This is a genomic window from Ramlibacter tataouinensis (assembly GCF_001580455.1).
Lineage (GTDB): Bacteria > Pseudomonadota > Gammaproteobacteria > Burkholderiales > Burkholderiaceae_C > Ramlibacter > Ramlibacter tataouinensis_B.
In genome coordinates, this window is record NZ_CP010951.1 from 2661428 (window position 1) to 2678916 (window position 17489).

Sequence of the window (17489 nt, forward strand, 5' to 3'; positions counted from 1 at the left end):
AACCGCGGTAGGCTGGCGCGTATGGAACATTCATACCACCGCTTCTCGGAACTGTTCGCCCAGCTGGGATTGCCCTCGGACGCGGATGCCATCCGGGACTTCGTGATGCAGCACTCGCCGCTGCCCCAGGACGTGCGACTGGAAGATGCGCCGTTCTGGACTCCAGCCCAGGCCACGCTGCTGCGCGAGGCGCTCGTCGAAGATGCCGACTGGGCTGAAGTGGCCGACCAGCTGAACGCCGCGTTGCGCAGTCCGTCCACGGCGCCGGCCTGACGGCGCAGCAAGCCTCTCTGCTGACCGGTGGCACCCCTGCGGGCGCGTCGCACCGTGGGGAGCTTCAGGCGTCAGCCGATCCGCACCGGCACGAAGAAACGCGAAAGCGCACGCCGCCAGGCGCTTGCGGGCGGCGCCGCCCGCTGCGAGACTGGCGCCAGGCCTGCACCGGCGGGCCCCCAGTCGCGAAAGCCCCATGTCAACGCCTTTGCACATCGGTATCGTGGCGTGTTCGGCCGAAGGTGCCGCGCTTTGCTATCGCACCCTCTGTGCCGAAGGCGCTGCGCTGCTCGGCCCCCATGCGCACCCGGAGGTCTCGCTCCACGGCGCGTCGCTGGCCGAGTATGTCCGCTGCCTCGACGGCAACGATCTGGCGGGCATCGCGCAGCTCATGCTCGCCTCCGCCAGGAAGCTCGCCGCCGCAGGAGCGGACTTCCTCATCTGCCCGGACAACTCCATCCACCAGGCCTTCCCGCTCGTGGCGCCGGCCTCGCCCCTGCCATGGCTGCACATCGCCGAAACCGTCGCCTCCGAAGCGGCCGCCCGCGGCTATCGCCGGCTCGGCATCACCGGGACCCGCTGGCTGGTGGCCAGCGAGGTGTATCCGGAGAAACTGCAGCAGCGCGGCCTCACGTGCGTGCGGCCCTCGGATGCCGAGCGCGACGAGATGGGACGCCTGATCATGGACGAGCTTGTCAATGGCATCTTCCGGCCGGACACGGTGGCGTACTTCCAGAAGGTCATTGCGGGGCTGCAGGCCCAGGGCTGCGACGCGGTGGTCCTCGGTTGCACCGAGATCCCGCTGATCATCAGTGATCGGAATTCCCCGATTCCCACACTGGACTCCACGCGCCTGCTGGCGCGCGCCGCACTGCGCCGGGCTGTCGAGCATCGCCAATGAGCCGGCACGGCCGCCGGGCCGGGCAGGCAGTCATCGCGCTTCGAACGAATGCTGGCGCGCCAGCTGCGGGAAAACCTTGTACCAGAGCGCGACGATGCACAGCGTGCCGGCACCTCCCAGCACGACCGACGCGACCGGCCCCATGAGGGCGGCGGTGGCGCCAGATTCGAACTCTCCCAGCTGGTTGCTGGCACCGATGAACATCGAGCTGACCGCGCCGACCCGGCCGCGCATGTCATCGGGTGTCAGTGTCTGCACCAGGGTTTGGCGCACCACCACGCTGACCATGTCGGCGGCGCCGGAGATGGCCAGGACGGCCAGGGACAGCACGAAGCTGCGCGACACGCCGAACAGGAGCATGCAGCACCCGTACACGGCGACCGCACCGAGCAGCCGGGAGCCCACGCGGCTCTGGATCGGCCAGCGCGACAGCAGCACGGACATCACCAGCGCGCCGGCGGCGGGCGCCGAACGCAGCGCGCCCAGGCCGGCCGCGCCGACCCCCAGCAGGTCCTTGGCGTAGATGGGCAGCAAGGCCGTCGCGCCGCCGAGCAGCACGGCGAGCAGGTCGAGCGAGATCGCGCCGAGCAGGACGCGGTTCGCGCGCACGAAACGCACGCCGGCGAGCATCGATTCCCAGGTCGGTGCCCGCGACCCCAGCGGGGTGAAGACATGGTCGATGCGAAGCGCGAGCCCCAGCGACAGTCCCAGGCAGCCCAGCGCGATCCCGTACACGTACGCCCCGCCGAGCACGAACAAGGCGCCGGCGATCGCAGGGCCCGCGATCACCGCCGCCTGGAACACCGAAGCACTCAAGGCCATCGCGCGCGCCAGCAGGTGCACGGGGACGATGCTGCCGACCAGCGAGCCCTGGGCCGGGCGCTGGAAAGTCGTGGCCGTGCCCAAGGCGATCGACATGCCGATCAGGAGCTCGCGGGAGAGGCTGTGGGAGAGGGTGGCGCCCAGGAGGACGAGCGTGCATACGGCCTGCAAGGCGACTGCGCACGCCACGATGCGCGCGCGGTTGAACCGGTCGGCCGCATGGCCGGCGAGAAGGGTCAGGCCCAGCACCGGCGCGAACTGGAACAGCCCGATGAGGCCGAGATCCCAGGCGCTGCCCGTGAGCTCGTACATCTGCCATCCAACGGCCATCATCACCATCTGACTGGCCGCGCCGCCAAAGAGCCGGGAGATCAGTAGACGGCGGAAGTTCGGGTAGTTCGCCAGTTCGCCAGTGTTCAGCACGCGGCGATTGTAGGTAGCCGGCCCCCGCACCTGATCGGGCGGGGCTGGGGTGCCTCACTGCACCGTGATCGCCCGGGCTGATATAAATCAACGGCTTAGGCCCTTCAGGAGTGCCCGTGCGACGATGCGGTATGCGCCGTGTTGAGGAGCCGAAATCGCAAGGACTCGGACCTGGGATCACATGACAACATCCTCGCTCGCATTCCGACCCGTCGGCATTGACGATGGCGAGGAACTCGCGGCCCTGCGAGTGGAGGCCATGCGTGAAAGTCTTGAGCGCGTAGGCCGCTTTGATCCAGACCGGGCGCGCCTGCGCTTCCTCGATTCGTTCTCGCCCGAACACACGCGAGAGATCGCGGCCGATGGCGAGCGGGTCGGCTTCTTCGTCCTGAAGTCTAGCGACGGCGGGCTGGTGCTCGACCATTTGTACATCCGGCCGTCCCACCAGGGTCTCGGCATCGGAGCCCTCGTGCTGCGCACCGTGTTTGCAGAGGCGGACGCGGCAGGCCTGGAAGTTCGGGTCGGCGCGCTGAAGGAAAGCGCGTCGAACCGGTTCTATGTCCGTCACGGGTTTGCCAGGGAGAGGCAGGCCGAGTTTGACAACTACTATGTCCGCAGGCCAGGCCAGGCCAGGGCTCGGGCTTCGAGGCGACAGTTGACTCGACAAGGGAGACCCCATGCGATTCTTGCCGATTGCTTTCTGCGCACTCGCTGCTTTGACCGCGCTTCCAGCCGTCGGGCAGCCGGTCGAGAAGATGGCCTGGCTCGCGGGTTGTTGGCAGGGCCACTTTGGCGAGCCAGGCACTGTAGAGCAGTGGCTGGCGCCTGCGGGAGGAACCATGCTCGGCATGAGCCGCACCATCAAGCAGGGTAAGACGGCTGAGTACGAGTTCATGCACATCAGGCAACTCCCCGAGGGCGTCCTGGCCTTCGTGCCGCAACCCAACGGCCGCCCGCCAACGGTTTTTCGCCTGCTTCGACTCGGCGAGTCGGACGCCCTGTTCGAGAACCCGGAACACGACTTCCCGCAACGCATCCACTACGCTCGCCCGGCGGAGTCTCGCCTCGTGGCCAGCATCGAGGGCATGCGCAATGGCACCATGCGGCGGGTCGAGTTCGCGTTCTCCCGGGTCAGCTGCGACGCGCAAGCTGCGGGTCCAGGCAACAAGTGACGGGGAGGTCGCCTGAGGGAGTGGATGCGAACCACGACCAGGTCCGCTTGCTGGTGCTCGTCGAAGGCGAGAGCGACGCCGGCGCGGTTCGCGCGCTGGGCGGGCTCCTCGCCTGCGATCTCGACGCGCATCGCATCCGGATCTGCCCGGCGGGTGGCGTCACCAACTTCTCCCAGCTGCTGCGGGAGTTCGTGCGCGCGCACCCCGGCGCCGAGTTCTGCGGCATGTACGACGTGGCCGACGAGAGGCACGTGCGCCGTGCGCTCGCGCATGCGGGCCTCCCGGCCGCGGCCCACGACTCCCTGGAGTCGTTCGGCTTCTTCGCCTGTGTCGCTGATCTCGAGGACGAGCTGATACGCGCGCTGGGCGCCGGCGCCGTCGAGCGCGTGCTCGAGGCCCAGGGTGAGCTCGTCTCGTTCCGGCGTTTCCAGGCCATGCCCCAGCACCGCGGCACGCCGGTGCACCAACAGCTGCACCGCTTCCTTGGGACGCGAGCGACACGGAAGATTCGCTGCGCGCGGCTGCTGGTGGAGGCCCTCGGCCTCGACCGATTGCCGCGCCCGCTGACGCAAGTGGCGGCCCGGCTGCTGGAGGCAACCCGATCGCCGGGCCGCCGTGACCTCAGTTCCCAGCCGGAACCGCGATAGGATCGGACGCATGGAACCGATGGAGAAACGGTCAGACTCGCGTGACAAGCGGATCGCCGCGCCGGCCGCTGCCGTCTACGCCGCGATGAGCGATCCGCGCCGCATCGCCAGATGGTGGGGGCCGGACGGTTTCACCAACACCATCCACAAGTTCGAGTTCCGGCCCGGTGGACAGTGGCTGCTCACCATGCACGGCCCGGAAGGCAAGGACTACCCCAACGAAAGCCGGTTCACGCGCCTCATGCCGGACCGCATTTTCGAGATCGAGCACTTCTCCGGCCACCATTTCCTGTTGACCATCGAGCTGGAAGAAGCCGGCTCCGAGACTAGGGTGCACTGGCGTCAAACCTTCGACACGGTGGAGCACTACGAGCGGATCGCCAGCTTCGTGGCCTCGGCCAACGCGCAGAACCTGGAACGCCTGGCACAAGAGGTTCGGTCCGGCAGCGCGGCCGCCACCGGTTAGCGCCGGCTCGCGCGCCGACTTGGCAGCCGCCTGCCGCAAGCTCACCAAAGTCCCGTTTCCACCCGGATCGCGACCTCGCAGTCCTCGAAGATCTCCAGCTTGGTGATGCGCACGCGCGCGCCGACCACGCCGGGCAGCTGCATCAGCCGGTGGGCCAGCTTGCCGATCAGCGATTCGAGCAGGTTGACGTGTTCGGCGGTGCACTCCTCGATGATGATGCGGCGCACCTTGCGGTAGTCGAGCACGTGGTAGATGTCATCGTCGCGCGGCATCAGCGGCTGCGGGCCGAGGTTCAGTTCGGCATCGACCCGGATCGGCTGCGGCGCGCTGCGCTCGTGGTCCAGGATGCCGAGGTTGGCCTCGAAGCGCAGGCCGGTAAGGGTGAGGGTCTGGGTGGCGGCGTCGGACATGGCGTGGATCACCCTACATCAGCGAGAAATCGCGATCGAACTTCATCAGGTGCTGGCCGCCGTCTACCAGCAGCGTGGTGCCGGTGATCGAGGCGTTCTCCAGCGCGAAGCGCACGGCCGCGGCCACGTCCGCGGGCGTCGAGGAGCGCCCGAGCGGCGAGAGCCGGTGCAGCCGGTCGAACTTTTCCTGCGACAGCATGTGGCTGGTGAGCGTGAGGCCGGGCGCCACGCCCACCACGCGCAGCTGCGGTGCCAGCGCGAGCGCCAGCATGGTGGTGGCGGCTTCGAGCGCGGCCTTGGACAGCGTGTAGCTGAGGAAATCGGGGTTCTGGTTCCAGAGCTTCTGGTCCAGCAGGTTGACGACGGCGCCCGCCGTGCCGCGTGCCTTCAGGTGATCGTGCAGTGCCTGCGCCAGCAGGATGGGCGCGGCCGTGTTCGTGCGCATGTGCGCCGCCAGGGCGTCGTACGAGAAGCTGGCGGCGGTGTCGTGTTGGAACAGGGACGCGCTGTTGACCACTGCATCCACCGCGCCGAAGTGCCGCAGCACGCGCGGCCACAGTTCGCGCACCTGCGCTTCATCGGCCAGGTCGGCCTGGAAGGATTCGAATGCGAGTTGCGGCGCCAGCGCGCGGCAGTCCTGCACGGTCTGCGCGGCTTCCCCGGCCGACTCGCGGTAGTGCACGGCCACCTGCCAGCCCGCGCCGGCCAGGGCCAGCGCGATCTCCCGGCCCAGCCGCTTGGCCGAGCCGGTGACCAGCACCGTGCGGAGGGGAGTTGCGCTCATTGGCGGACAATCGCGGGGTGACCGAAGCATCCAGTGTAACGAGGGCCCTGGCCGCCTTGCTGAAGCAGCAGATCGAGCGCGCCGGCGGCTGGCTGCCGTTCGACCGATTCATGGCGCTGGCGTTGTACGCGCCGGGCCTGGGCTACTACGCCAACACCTCGCGCAAGTTCGGCCAGCTGCCGGTGTCCGGCAGCGATTTCGTCACCGCCCCCGAGATGACGCCCCTGTTCGGGCGGGCGCTGGCCGTGCAGCTGCGCGAGGCGCTGCAAGCCACCGACACGCGCGAGGTCTGGGAGTTCGGCGCCGGTTCCGGCGCGCTGGCAGCGCAGCTGCTGGAGGCGCTGGGCGACGCCGTCGCCAGCTACACCATCGTCGACGTGTCCGGCAGCCTGCGCGAGCGCCAGCAGCAGCGGCTGGCCCCGTTCGGGGGCAAGGTGCACTGGGTAAGCGAGCTGCCGGAGTCCTTCAGCGGCGTGGTGGTCGGCAACGAAGTGCTGGATGCCATGCCGGTCAAGCTGCTGGCGCGCTTTCGCGGCAGCTGGCACGAGCGCGGCGTGCACGTGGTCGGATCCGAGTTCGAATGGCAGGACCGGCCGACCGAGCTGCGGCCGCCGCTCGCGGTCTGGGGCACGCAGGACTACCTGACCGAGATCCATCCGCAGGCCGAGGCCTTCGTGCGCACGCTGGCGGACCGGCTGGCGCGCGGCGCCGCCTTCTTCATCGACTACGGGTTCGCCGAGCGCGAGTACTACCACGCGCAGCGGCACATGGGCACGCTGATGTGCCACCGCGGGCACCTGGCCGACACCGACCCGCTGGTGAGCGTGGGCGAGAAAGACATCACGGCGCACGTGAATTTCACCGGCATCGCCGTCGCGGCGCAGGAGGCCGGGCTGGCGACGCTGGGCTACACGACGCAGGCGCGCTTTCTCGTCAATTGCGGCGTCGCCGGCCTGCTGGAGCAGGCGCCCCTGCCCGAACGCGCCGCCGGGCAACGGCTCATTGCCGAGCACGAGATGGGCGAGCTGTTCAAGGTGATCGGCCTGCACCGTGGCGACTTCTGGGACGCGGTGGGATTCCGCGAAGGCGACCGGACCCATACGCTGTAGGCCGCAGGCCCTAAACTGGTTCCTCATGATTCGCTGGCTGATCGTCGTCTTCCTGGCTTTACTACTGATCAACGGCCTGAGTCCCTGGCTCAAGCGCCTGGGCCTGGGCAAGTTGCCGGGCGATTTCAGCTTCAAGCTGTTCGGCCGCGAGTGGTACATCCCCTTGGCCACCACGGTGTTGCTGAGCGTGATCGTGGGTTTGCTCTCCAAGTTCATCTGACATGAAGGCCTGCATCGACATCGGCGGCACCAAGGTCGCGGTCAGCCTCAACAGCGGCGCCGGCCTGGAGCTGCTCGCGCGGCGCACCGAGCCGACCGCCAAGGAAGGCAACAACGATGCGCTGGCGCGCCAGGTCATCCGCATGCTGGACGCCGCCTGTGAGGAACTGAACCTGGCGCCGGCCTCGATCGAGCGCGCCGGCGTCTCCTCCTGCGGCCCCTTCGTGATGCAGGCCGGCCTGATCGAGGTCGCCGCACCCAACATCTGCGGCGGCATCGCCGGGCCGGCGCGCGGCCTGCCCAACGACTGGAAGACGGCGCTGCTGGAAGGGCCGCTGCGCCAGCGCTTCCGCGAACTGCGGGTGGAAAACGACTGCGTCGCCGCGCTGGAGGCCGAGCGCCGATGGGGCGCGCTGCAGGGTTTCGACCACTGCGCCTACGTCACCTGGAGCACCGGCATCGGCATCGGCCTGTGCGTCGACGGCCATGTGCTGCGCGGCAAGAACGGCAACGCCGGCCATGCCGGTCACATGTTCGTCTCGGACAACGGCGACGCGCTCTGCGGCTGCGGCAACGTGGGCGACGTGGAGGCCTTGATCGGCGGCAACTCGTTCAGCCGGCGCTTCGGCGCCGACGCCGCCACGCTGCTGGCGCGCGCGCAGGCCGGCGAGCGCGCGGCCGAGGCCATCGTGGACGAGCTTTGCCGGATCATGGGCCGCCTGCTCTACAACCTGGTCACCACGCTGGACCTGCAACGCATCAGCATCGGCGGCAGCGTGTTCTGGCACAACCGCGACTACCTGCTGCCGCGCATCCGGGCGCAGGTGGCAGGCAAGATGCCGGCGCTGACGGCCGGCTGCGAACTGGTCGGCGCCGGCCTCGAAGACCGTGTGGGGGACTACGCGGCGCTGGCGCTGCTGGTGTGATCGAGGTGAGCTGAGTCAGGGCATTGCTCCTTCCCCCTCCGGGGGAAGGCTGGGATGGGGGCGCTCGGAGGTCGCTGCGCCCCCACCCCTGCCCTCCCCCGGAGGGGGAGGGAGAAAGTCAGAGCGCTTGCGCCACCGCCTCGATCCGCGCCTGCTGGATCATCTCCCCCACCCCCGGCCCCTTGATGTTCTCGGCCTGCGCGCGCGCCGCGATCTCGTGCGTGGGCACCGACTGCGCGGCGGCCAGCGCCGCCAGCAGCCGGGCGCGCTGCGGATAGGGACTTTCTTCCAAGCCGAGGCGCCCGCGCGCGTCGCATTCGCAGGCCAGCAGCACCTGCTCGAAGCGCTGCGGCTTGCGGAAGGCGTCGCAGCGCTCCAGCAGGCGCACCAGGGCCGGCGCGCCGAACTCGCCGCTGCGGTGGATGTTGCCGTGCTCGCGCGCCACCACATCGGCCAGCTCGCGGCATTCGGTCGGCACCCGCAGCCGCTCGCACACGCCCTTGAGCAGCTGCGCGCTGCGCTCCTCGTGACGGATATGGCGCGGCAGGATCTCCGGCGGCGTGGTGCCCTTGCCCAGGTCGTGCGTGAGGCAGGCGAAGCGCACCGCCAGCGGCGCCTGCAGGCGCGCGCTCATGTCCAGCACCATCATCAGGTGCACGCCGGTGTCCACCTCCGGGTGGTAGTCGGCGCGCTGCGGCACGCCCCAGAGCCGGTCGACTTCCGGCAGCAGCCGGGCCAGCGCACCGCATTCGCGCAGCACCTCGAACATGCGCGAGGGCTTGCCCTCCATCAGGCCGCGCGCCAGTTCCTGCCACACGCGCTCGGCCACCAGCGCGTCGGCTTCGCCGGCCTCGACCATCTCGCGCATCAGGCGCAGGGTTTCCGGCGCCACGGCGAAATCGGCAAAGCGCGCGGCGAAGCGGGCCACGCGCAGGATGCGCACCGGGTCTTCTCGGAACGCGACGGTCACGTGCCGCAGCACGCGGTCCTTCAGGTCGGCGCGGCCATCGAAGGGGTCGATGATGCGCCCGGCGCCGTCCTGCGCCATGGCATTGATCGTGAGGTCGCGGCGCGCAAGGTCCTGCTCCAGCGTGACACTGGGCTCGGCGTGGAACACGAAGCCGTGGTAGCCGGCGGCGGTCTTTCGCTCGGTGCGGGCGAGGGCGTGCTCCTCGCGCGTCTGCGGATGCAGGAAGACCGGAAAGTCCTTGCCGACCGGCAGGTAGCCCGCCGAGATCATCTGTTGCGGCGAAGCGCCGACCACCACCCAGTCCCGGTCGTTGACGGGCAGGCCGAGCAGCGCGTCGCGCACCGCGCCACCAACGATGTAGGTCTGCATTCGCGCAGTCTAAGGCAACGCGTCGCCTGCGCGGCCCGGCGACAGGGGCCGCTTCGGCTTCAGGCGCCCAGGCGCGACCAGACGTCCCGCGCGCGCTCCAGCGTGGCGGGCGGCGCGGGGGGCAGGGGCAGACGGCAGTCGCCCGCTTCCTGTCCCAGCGCCCGCAGCATCGCCTTGATCGACATCGAGTAGACGCTGGCGTCGCTGTTGATGAAGTCGAAGGACTCGAGCAGCCGCGCGTTGATCCGCTGCGCCTGCCGCAGGTTGCCGCCCTCGAGCGCTACGAACAGGTGCTGGAACCAGGGCGCGGTCCAGTGCGTGCTGGTGCCCACCACGCCGACGGCGCCCACGGCAGCCAGCGGCAGCGTGCAGGCGTCGTCGCCGGAATAAAGATCGAAATGCTCGCCGGCCTGCGCGACCAGGGCGGCGGCTGCCGGCGGGTCGCCGGTCGCGTCCTTGAAGGCCACGATGTTGGGCACCTCGCGGAACAGCCGAAGCAGCACCTCGTGGGCGACGCGGCGGCCGGTGCGGGTCGGCACGTCGTAGACCATCACCGGCAGCGCGGTGGCGGCAGCGGCGGCGCGAACGTGCGCTTCGATACCGGCCTGGGGCGGGCGGTTGTAGTAGGGCGAGACGATCAGCACGCCGGCGGCGCCCAGGTCCTGGGCCTGGCGGGTGAGCGCCACCGTGTGCGCGGTGTCGTTGCTGCCGGTGCCGGCCAGCACCGGAACGGTGACGGCCTCGCTGACGGCGCGCAGCAGGTCGCGGCGCTCGTCGTCGGTGAGCGTCGACGCTTCGCCGGTGGTCGCGGCCACCACCAGCCCGTCGTTGCCGCGGCTGGCCAGCCAGCGCGCGAGCCGCTGCGCGGCATCCAAGTCCAGGCGGCCCTGCTCGTCGAAGGGCGTCACCATCGCGGTGAGCACCCGGCCCCAGCGGCGCGGGGCGCGAATCGCCGGCTCGCTCATCGCGACGTTCGGTACGGCTCGTCGAACGCCACGAAATCCTTCTCGGCGAGCGCGCCGTCGATCCAGGCTTTGACCCCGGGCAGCTCGCGCACCCGTTGCGTGTACTCGGCGATGGGGCCGGGCACCGGCAGGCCATAGCTCTTGATGCGCATGCACACCGGCGCGAAATAGGCATCGGCGACCGTGAACTCGCCGAACAGCATCGGCCCGCGGTGTTCCTGCAGCAGGGCCGTCCACATCTCGGTGATGCGCTGCAGGTCGTCGCGCACACCCTGCTGGTCGCGCCAGACGATCGCGCCGGCCTCCGTCAGCGAGGCCTCGATGTTCATGGGGCAATGCGAGCGCAGGGCGCCGAAGCCCGCGTGCATCTCGGCGCAGACGCTGCGCGCGCGGGCCCGCGCCTTCGCAGCCTGCGGCCACAGCTGCTTCTCGGGGTGCTGCTCGGCCACGTATTCGGCGATGGCCAGCGAGTCCCACACCGACAGGTCGCCGTCGACCAGCGCCGGCACGCGCCCGGCCGGGTTGACCGTGCCGACCGTCTGCTTGAAGTTCGAGTCGCCGCCGAAGGAATCGAAGCGGACCATGACCTCCTCGAAGGGAATGCCTGCCTGCTTGAGCAGCACCCAGGGCCGCATGGACCAGGACGAATAGTTCTTGTTGCCGATGTAGAGCTTGAGCATGAGTTCACCTCGCGGATGAGCGCGATGCTACGCCGCGACCCCGCCGTCATTGATGCAAAAAAGCCCCGGAATTGATGCGCCGCCAGCGGCCGCGCCCGTCGGCTCGTGGCCAGTAACCACTCAGGGCAGTTCGTCGTTGGGCTCGGGCAGGCGGGCGTCGCGCGGGCCGATCATGCCCAGCCGGGCCTTGAGCGACTGCGGCTCGCCCGTCAGGATGGCGGCGTACATGGTGGTGTTGGCCAGCACCTTCTTGACGTAGTCGCGGGTCTCGCTGAACGGCACGTTCTCGGCCCAGATCGCCGCATCGAGAATCGGGCCGTTGCGCCAGTTCCGTGGCCGGCTCGGCCCGGCGTTGTAGGCGGCGGCGGCCAGCGGCATGGAGCCGCCGAAGTCGTCCAGCACCAGCTTGAGGTAGCCGGTGCCGATCGAGATGTTTACGTCACGGTCGTTGAGCTGGTCGGTGGTGAAGCCGTTCATGCCGATCTTGCGCGCCGTCCAGCGCGCCGTGGCGGGCATCACCTGCATCAGGCCGGAGGCGCCCACGCCGGAACGCGCGTCGGTGACGAAGCGGCTCTCCTGCCGGATCAGGCCGTAGACATAGGCCGGGTCCAGGCCGATTTCCCGGCTGCGGCGCGACACGGATTCGCGGAAGGGCATCGGGTAGCGCTGGTCGGCGTCGAACTCGGAGCGGACCCGCTCGCTGGTGTTGATGCAGCGGTCCCAGACCTGGCGGTCGCAGGCGAGCTGCGCCGCGGCCAGCAGCTCGCGCTCCCCCAGGCCGCCCGGCCGGTGCAGGTTGGTCGAGTAGTTCCACTCGCGCACGCCTTCGGCGCGGATGCCCAGGGCGATCGCCTGCAGGGCGCGGTCCAGCCCCGGGTTCTGGCGCGCCGCTTCCTTCTCCTCCTCGGTCAGGGGCGCGGGCCGGGCCGGCACGGCGATCGGCTGGCCCAGCTCTTCCAGGGCCAGCTGCTCGTAGAAGCCGCGCACCGAGGCGATCGACTGCAGCAGTTCCCTGGCCTGGGCGCGGTTGTCGTCGCCGCCCTTGGCCAGCAAGGCGCGCGCCCGCCAGTACACCCAGGTGGACTCGCCGCGCGCTTCCTCGCTCATCGCCTGGATGGCCTGCTGCACCACGGGCCACTGTGGCCCGCGCAGCGAGCGCAGGGCGGCGCGCGCCTTCCAGGCCAGCATGTCGTCGCTGAGGTCGCCGTCGCGGCTGACCTTGGAGAAGTGAAGGAGCGCGTCGGGCGAGAGTTTCTGCGCTGCCTGCTTGCCCAGCACGCCCCAGACCCAGTTGCGCTCCTCGGGCGAGAGCTGCGGCCCCCACTTGCTCTCCAGCAGGCGGGCGGCGTTGTCGGCGTCGCTGGTGGCCAGCTTGATCAGCGCCAGCGCGACCAGCTCCTTGCGGGTCTTGGAAATCACCGTGACCCGGCTCGTGAGGAATTTCGCGGGGCTGTTGCTCAATTCGGCGAACTGGCGGGTGGCCTCCGGCGCCGCGATCTCCACCGCCTGCGCCGCCGCGCGCGGGCGCCCGGCTTCCAGCGCGATGCGGGCGCGCCGCCAGGCGTCGTTGACGGTCAGGCGCCTGGGGCCGGCGGTGTCGCCGATCAGGCGCGAGGCGGCCAGGGCGCAGCCGTCGTCGGCTTCGCGCTGCGCGAACCAGTTGCGCCGCACCTCGTCGGCCAGGCTGGCCGGCGCCGCGCTGCCCTCGCGCAGGTGCGTGACCAGCGCGGCGTAGCAACGCACCTCGCGGTCGTCGTTCATGCGATAGCTGGGGTGGTCGGCGGCGAAAGCAGCCCAGTCGCGCCGCTGGCCCAGGAGCAGCAACCAGTCGTTGCGAAGCCGGTCTTCCTGGTAGGTTCCGGCGTAACGCGTGAAAAATTCCTGCACTTCGGCTGGGCTGGCGGTATCCAGCCGCAGACGCAAGTCCCAGTACGCGACCCAAGGCTCCAGCACGTGGCCGCGCACCTGCGGCACCAGTTGCGCCAGTCTGACACGGTTGCCCTGGCGCCAAGCCTGCCAAGATTCCACCACCAAGTCGTCACCGCGGGGCTGGGCCTGCGCGCCCATTTCCACCACCTGGTCGTCACCGCGAGGCTGGGCCTGCGCGGACAGGGACAGCGCCAGCGCGATCGGTGTCAGAATTCTCAACAACATATCGGCGATTATGGACAAGTCACAAGAAAAAAAAGCGCTGCGAAAACGTCTGGTGGACGAGCGCCTTGCCATGCCCGATCGGCACGTACGCAGCGACCTGCTGCAACGCGTGATGCGCATCTGGCTGGTGAACCGGCCCGACACCGTCATCGGCGCCTATTGGCCGATAAAGGGCGAGTTCGACCCGCTGCCGGCGCTGCATCGCTGGAAAGAAGACGGCGAATTGCTTGACGAACCTCAATTGCGCCGCATCGGCCTGCCTGTGGTGGACAAACAGCACGGCACGCTGAAATTTCACGCCTGGTATCCCGGCTGCCCGATGGAGAACGACGCCTTCGGCATTCCCAAGCCGAAGGACACCGAGGTCATCGTGCCCACACTGCTGTTCGTGCCTTGCGTGGGCTACGGCCCGGGCGGCTATCGATTGGGGTATGGTGGCGGCTTTTACGACCGCACGCTGGCGACGCTCGAGCCGCATCCGCACACCGTTGGACTGGGATTCACGCAGGGTTTCGTGGACGACTTCGAGCCCGAGCCGCACGACGTGCCGCTGGATGCGATCCTGAACGACAACGGCGTGGTCTGGCCCGCGGGCTGAGCGCGCCCGTTCGACTTCTTCTTCTTCGATGTCGCTGTACCGCCTGATCGGCGAGTTTCTTCGCCGCCACTGGGTTTCCTATGCCTCGTCCGGCGTGATGCTGGCGGGCATCGCCTGCCTGATCGTGTGGATCCCGCGCCAGATCGGCCACCTGGTCGACGGCCTGGCCGCGCAGCGGCTGTCCGGCAAGGCGCTGCTGGCCGAACTGGCGTGGCTGCTGGCCGCGGGCGTGGTGGTGTATTTCCTGCGCGTGGGCTGGCGGCTGAAGCTGTTTGCCGCCGCCTACCGGTTGGGCGTGGAGTTGCGCCAGCGCCTGTACGCGCGCCTGGCGCTGCAGGGGCCGCAGTTCTTCCAGCGCCGGCGCACCGGCGACCTGATGGCGCTGGCCACCAACGACATCGACGCGGTGGAGATGGCCGCGGGCGAGGCGATGCTGGCCGGCTTCGACGGCACGCTCACGCTGGTGCTGGTGGTGGCGATGATGTCGCTCGGGGTGGACGCGCGCCTGGCGGCCTGCGCGCTTCTGCCCTTTCCCTTCATGGCCTGGAGCTTCTGGTGGATCTCGCGCCATGTGCACACGGCCTGGCGGCTGTCGCTGGACCGCTTCGCCGCGCTCAACGACCAGGTGCAGGAGACGCTGGCGGGCGTGCGCACGGTGCGCGCGCTCGGGCTGCTGCCGCGCAGCCAGGCGCAGTTCTCGCAGCTGGCCGGCGCCGCGGCGGACGCGAGCCTGGACGCGCAGCGCTGGGAAGCGGCGTACGAGCCGGCCGTGGGCTTCACCCTGAGCGCCGCGGGCGTGGCCACGCTCGGCTTCGGCGGCTGGCTGGTGTGGCAGGGCCAGCTCACGGTGGGCCAACTGACCAGCTTCACCCTGTACCTGGGCCAGCTGATCTGGCCGATGTTCGCCGCCGGCTGGGTGCTGTCGCTGCTGGAGCGCGGCAAGGCCGCCTGGGGCCGGCTGCAGCCGGTGCTCGATGCGCCGCTCAGCGTGGATGACCATGGCAGCATCGCGCAACTCACGCCCGGCACGCTGGCCGGGCAGGGCATCCGCTTCAGCTATCCCGGCCAGGCCCGGCCGGCGCTCGACGATCTCTCGTTCGAACTCCCGGCCGGGCGGACGCTCGGCCTGGTCGGCCCCACCGGCGCCGGCAAGTCGAGCCTGATCCGCCTGATCCTGCGCCACTACGCGCCGGAGGCCGGATCGCTGCGATGGAGCGGCGCCGACGTGCACGACTACACGCTGGCGGCGCTGCGCGGCGCGATTGCCTGGGTGCCGCAGGAGGCCTTCCTGTTCTCGGCGACGGTGGCCGACAACATCGCGCTGGCCAAACCGGATGCCAGCCGCGAGCAGGTGATCGCGGCGGCCCGGCTGGCGGCCGTGCACGAGGACATCCTGCGCCTGCCGCAGGGCTACGACACGCCGGTGGGCGAACGCGGCGTCACGCTGTCCGGCGGCCAGCGCCAGCGGGTGGCGATCGCGCGCGCGCTGCTGGTCGATGCGCCCCTGCTGCTGCTGGACGACGCGCTGTCGGCGGTGGACACCGACACCGAGGCGCGCATCCTGGCGCACCTGCGCGAGGCGCGGGTGGGCCGCACCGTGATCATCGTCAGCCACCGCCTGAGCGCCGTGGCCGATGCCGACCACACGCTGGTGCTGCATGGCGGGCACCTGATCGAACAGGGCGACCATGCCCAGCTGCTCTCGCGCGGCGGCTGGTACGCGCGGCAGTGGCGCTACCAACAACTGGAGGCGAGCCTCGATGCCGACTGACACCGCCACCGCAACAACGGCTTTGCCTTCGGAGCCGAAGGAGCGTCGCCGCACCATCGGTGACGCGGCCGCGCTGCTGCTGCGCGCCGCCGCGCCGGATCGCGCGCACCTGGTGCAGGGCCTCTTCTGGCTACTGGTGGCGGCCGGGCTGGAAGCGCTGGGTCCGCTGATCGCCAAGACCTTCATCGACACCTTCCTGCTGCCGCGCCGCGCCGACCTGCCCGAGATCGCGGTCCTGCTGCTGGGCTCGCTGCTGGCCGGCATGGTGGCGAGCTGGCTGCGCTACCGGCAGCTCACGCGCCTGGCGGGTCTGGCGATGCGTTCGGTGCAGCGCATCCGCGAGAACGTGTACGGCCACGTGCTGCGGCTGCCGATGAGCTTTTTCGACCGGGCCATCACCGGCCAGCTGGTCAGCCGCGTGACCAACGACACCGAGGCCGTGAAGATGCTGTACGTGCAGGTCCTGTTCGTCATGCTGGACAGCGTGATCGTGCTGGCCGGCGCGATGCTGGCGATGATGTGGCTGGACTGGCGGCTGATGCTGATCGTGGCCACGCTGGTGCCGGCCATGACGGTCATCGTCGCGCTCTACCAGCGCCTGTCGGCGCCGGCGGTGACCCGCACGCGCGAGTTGCGCAGCGAGCTCAACGCCCAGGTGGCCGAGTCGATCGGCGGCATGGGCGTGCTGCAGGCCAGCAACGCCACCGAACGTTTCAGCGGCCGCTTCGCCGCGATCAACGAGGCGCACTACCGCTCGCGCCAGCGCGAACTGCGCGCCAACGCCTGGCTGCTGCGGCCGGTGCTGGACCTGCTCAACGTGCTGCTGCTGGCCACCGTGATCTTCGTGTTCAGCCTGCGCAGCGAGGGCGGCGTCGGCATGACGGCGCTGGAAGTGGGCGTGCTCTACGCCTTCATCAGCTACATCGCGCGCGTGGTCGAGCCGCTGATCCAGATCACCATGCAGTTCGCGCAGCTGCAGCAGGCCATGGTCGGCGCAGCGCGGGTGCATGCCTTGCTCAAGGAGGCGGAGACGCCGGTGGCGCCGCCGCGCGGCCGCGTCACCGAGGGCGCGATCGCCATCGAGCACCTCGATTTCGGCTACCTGCCGGGACGGCAGGTGCTGCACGGGCTCGACCTGCGCATCGCCGCCGGCAGCTTCCACGGCATCGTCGGCCACACCGGCAGCGGCAAGAGCACGCTGCTGTCATTGCTGCTGCGCTTCTATCCGGCGCCGGCCGGCAGCATCCGCATCGACGGCACGCCGGTCGATGCCATCGGCGAAGACCATTTCCGTGAGGCAGTGGGACTGGTGCCGCAGGAGCCTTTCCTGCTGGCGGCCAGCGCCCGCGAGAACATCGCGATGGGCCGCGCGATGACCGACGAACAGGTGCATGAGGCGGCGCGGGCCGCGCACGCGCACGACTTCATCATGGGCCTGGAGCACGGCTACGACACGCCGCTGGGCGAGGGCGGGGCGCGGCTGTCGGTGGGTCAGAAGCAGCTGATCGCGATCGCGCGGGCGCTGGCCGGCAAGCCGCGCATCCTGTTCCTGGACGAAGCGACCTCGCACATCGATTCGGAGACCGAGCAGGTGGTGCAGCGCGCGCTGTCCGGATTGCGCGGTCAGGTCACCATCGTCGCCATCGCGCACCGCCTGTCCACCATCCGCGAGGCCGACCGCATCGTGGTGCTCAACCACGGCCGCATCGCCGAGCGCGGCACGCACGGCGAGCTGATGGCGATCGAAGGCGGGCTGTACCAGCGGCTGTACCTGCTGCAGCAGCTGGAGGAGGAAGAAGAGGAAGCGCCCGAGGAAGCGCCCGAGTGAGG

The 17489-nt window shown here is 69.8% G+C and carries 18 protein-coding genes and 1 pseudogene; 12 read left to right on the top strand and 7 right to left on the bottom strand.

Annotation, left to right across the window (positions count from 1 at the left end; translation table 11 throughout):
• The first annotated feature begins 21 nt into the window (after positions 1-21).
• Complete coding sequence (locus tag UC35_RS12780; protein ID WP_061500234.1) at positions 22-273, top strand: DUF2789 domain-containing protein; 252 nt, start codon at positions 22-24, stop codon at positions 271-273.
• A 196-nt stretch (positions 274-469) separates the two neighbouring features.
• Positions 470-1174 (top strand): aspartate/glutamate racemase family protein, encoded by a 705-nt coding sequence (locus UC35_RS12785; RefSeq protein ID WP_061500238.1) that lies wholly within the window; start codon positions 470-472, stop codon positions 1172-1174.
• 30 nt (positions 1175-1204) lie between these two features.
• Here the strand turns inward: UC35_RS12785 and UC35_RS12790 are convergent, their stop codons facing one another.
• Positions 1205-2419, bottom strand: coding sequence for an MFS transporter (locus UC35_RS12790; RefSeq protein WP_173861258.1), 1215 nt, complete (start codon positions 2417-2419; stop codon positions 1205-1207).
• Between the two features lie 259 nt (positions 2420-2678).
• Here UC35_RS12790 and UC35_RS24250 point away from each other — a divergent pair.
• The 4 genes and pseudogenes from UC35_RS24250 to UC35_RS12805 form a co-directional block, all read left to right on the top strand.
• Positions 2679-2990, top strand: a pseudogene (locus UC35_RS24250) (GNAT family N-acetyltransferase); the annotation flags it as partial.
• Positions 2991-3096: 106 nt separating this feature from the next.
• The gene (locus tag UC35_RS12795) at positions 3097-3591 is read left to right on the top strand and encodes a DUF6265 family protein (protein WP_061500241.1); all 495 of its coding nucleotides are present in this window, start codon (positions 3097-3099) and stop codon (positions 3589-3591) included.
• A gap of 20 nt (positions 3592-3611) precedes the next feature.
• Positions 3612-4238, top strand: a complete 627-nt coding sequence (locus tag UC35_RS12800; RefSeq protein WP_061500244.1) for a TOPRIM nucleotidyl transferase/hydrolase domain-containing protein — start codon at positions 3612-3614, stop codon at positions 4236-4238.
• A gap of 19 nt (positions 4239-4257) precedes the next feature.
• Positions 4258-4704, top strand: coding sequence for an SRPBCC domain-containing protein (locus tag UC35_RS12805; RefSeq protein WP_145979417.1), 447 nt, complete (start codon positions 4258-4260; stop codon positions 4702-4704).
• A 41-nt stretch (positions 4705-4745) separates the two neighbouring features.
• Here UC35_RS12805 and UC35_RS12810 read toward each other — a convergent pair whose 3' ends face one another.
• On the bottom strand, positions 4746-5114 hold the full coding sequence (locus UC35_RS12810; protein ID WP_061503820.1) for a dihydroneopterin aldolase: 369 nt from the start codon (positions 5112-5114) through the stop codon (positions 4746-4748).
• Between the two features lie 13 nt (positions 5115-5127).
• Positions 5128-5898 carry an SDR family oxidoreductase gene (locus UC35_RS12815; RefSeq protein ID WP_061500249.1) on the bottom strand — a complete coding sequence of 257 codons (771 nt, stop codon included), beginning with the start codon at positions 5896-5898 and terminating at the stop codon, positions 5128-5130.
• A gap of 17 nt (positions 5899-5915) precedes the next feature.
• Here UC35_RS12815 and UC35_RS12820 point away from each other — a divergent pair, with 17 nt between their 5' ends.
• From UC35_RS12820 to UC35_RS12830, 3 genes are read left to right on the top strand one after another with little or no spacing between them, the layout of a single operon-like run.
• On the top strand, positions 5916-7007 hold the full coding sequence (locus UC35_RS12820) for a class I SAM-dependent methyltransferase (protein ID WP_061500252.1): 1092 nt from the start codon (positions 5916-5918) through the stop codon (positions 7005-7007).
• A 25-nt stretch (positions 7008-7032) separates the two neighbouring features.
• Positions 7033-7227, top strand: a complete 195-nt coding sequence (locus UC35_RS12825) for a DUF2905 domain-containing protein (RefSeq protein WP_061500255.1) — start codon at positions 7033-7035, stop codon at positions 7225-7227.
• Between the two features lies 1 nt (position 7228).
• Complete coding sequence (locus tag UC35_RS12830; protein WP_061500258.1) at positions 7229-8152, top strand: ROK family protein; 924 nt, start codon at positions 7229-7231, stop codon at positions 8150-8152.
• A gap of 118 nt (positions 8153-8270) precedes the next feature.
• Here the strand turns inward: UC35_RS12830 and UC35_RS12835 are convergent, their stop codons facing one another.
• The 4 genes from UC35_RS12835 to UC35_RS12850 all read right to left on the bottom strand — a co-directional run bounded on the left by UC35_RS12835 (position 8271) and on the right by UC35_RS12850 (position 13290).
• Positions 8271-9491: a multifunctional CCA addition/repair protein gene (locus UC35_RS12835; RefSeq protein ID WP_061500260.1), complete on the bottom strand. Its 1221-nt coding sequence runs from the start codon at positions 9489-9491 to the stop codon at positions 8271-8273.
• Between the two features lie 59 nt (positions 9492-9550).
• Entirely contained in the window at positions 9551-10456 is a 906-nt protein-coding gene (gene dapA, locus UC35_RS12840) for a 4-hydroxy-tetrahydrodipicolinate synthase (RefSeq protein WP_061500262.1), read from the bottom strand.
• Positions 10453-11136: a glutathione S-transferase family protein gene (locus UC35_RS12845; RefSeq protein WP_061500265.1), complete on the bottom strand. Its 684-nt coding sequence runs from the start codon at positions 11134-11136 to the stop codon at positions 10453-10455. Before UC35_RS12845 ends, dapA begins: the two co-directional genes overlap by 4 nt.
• A gap of 120 nt (positions 11137-11256) precedes the next feature.
• Positions 11257-13290, bottom strand: a complete 2034-nt coding sequence (locus UC35_RS12850; protein WP_061500268.1) for a lytic transglycosylase domain-containing protein — start codon at positions 13288-13290, stop codon at positions 11257-11259.
• 10 nt (positions 13291-13300) lie between these two features.
• Here UC35_RS12850 and UC35_RS12855 point away from each other — a divergent pair, with 10 nt between their 5' ends.
• Genes UC35_RS12855 through UC35_RS12865 form a run of 3 tightly spaced genes read left to right on the top strand, consistent with a single transcriptional unit; the run spans position 13301 to position 17487 of the window.
• Positions 13301-13888, top strand: a complete 588-nt coding sequence (locus UC35_RS12855; protein ID WP_061500270.1) for a 5-formyltetrahydrofolate cyclo-ligase — start codon at positions 13301-13303, stop codon at positions 13886-13888.
• 28 nt (positions 13889-13916) lie between these two features.
• On the top strand, positions 13917-15659 hold the full coding sequence (locus tag UC35_RS12860) for an ABC transporter ATP-binding protein (protein WP_061500274.1): 1743 nt from the start codon (positions 13917-13919) through the stop codon (positions 15657-15659).
• Positions 15649-17487: an ABC transporter ATP-binding protein gene (locus UC35_RS12865; RefSeq protein WP_082793107.1), complete on the top strand. Its 1839-nt coding sequence runs from the start codon at positions 15649-15651 to the stop codon at positions 17485-17487. Before UC35_RS12860 ends, UC35_RS12865 begins: the two co-directional genes overlap by 11 nt.
• Positions 17488-17489: the final 2 nt, after the last annotated feature.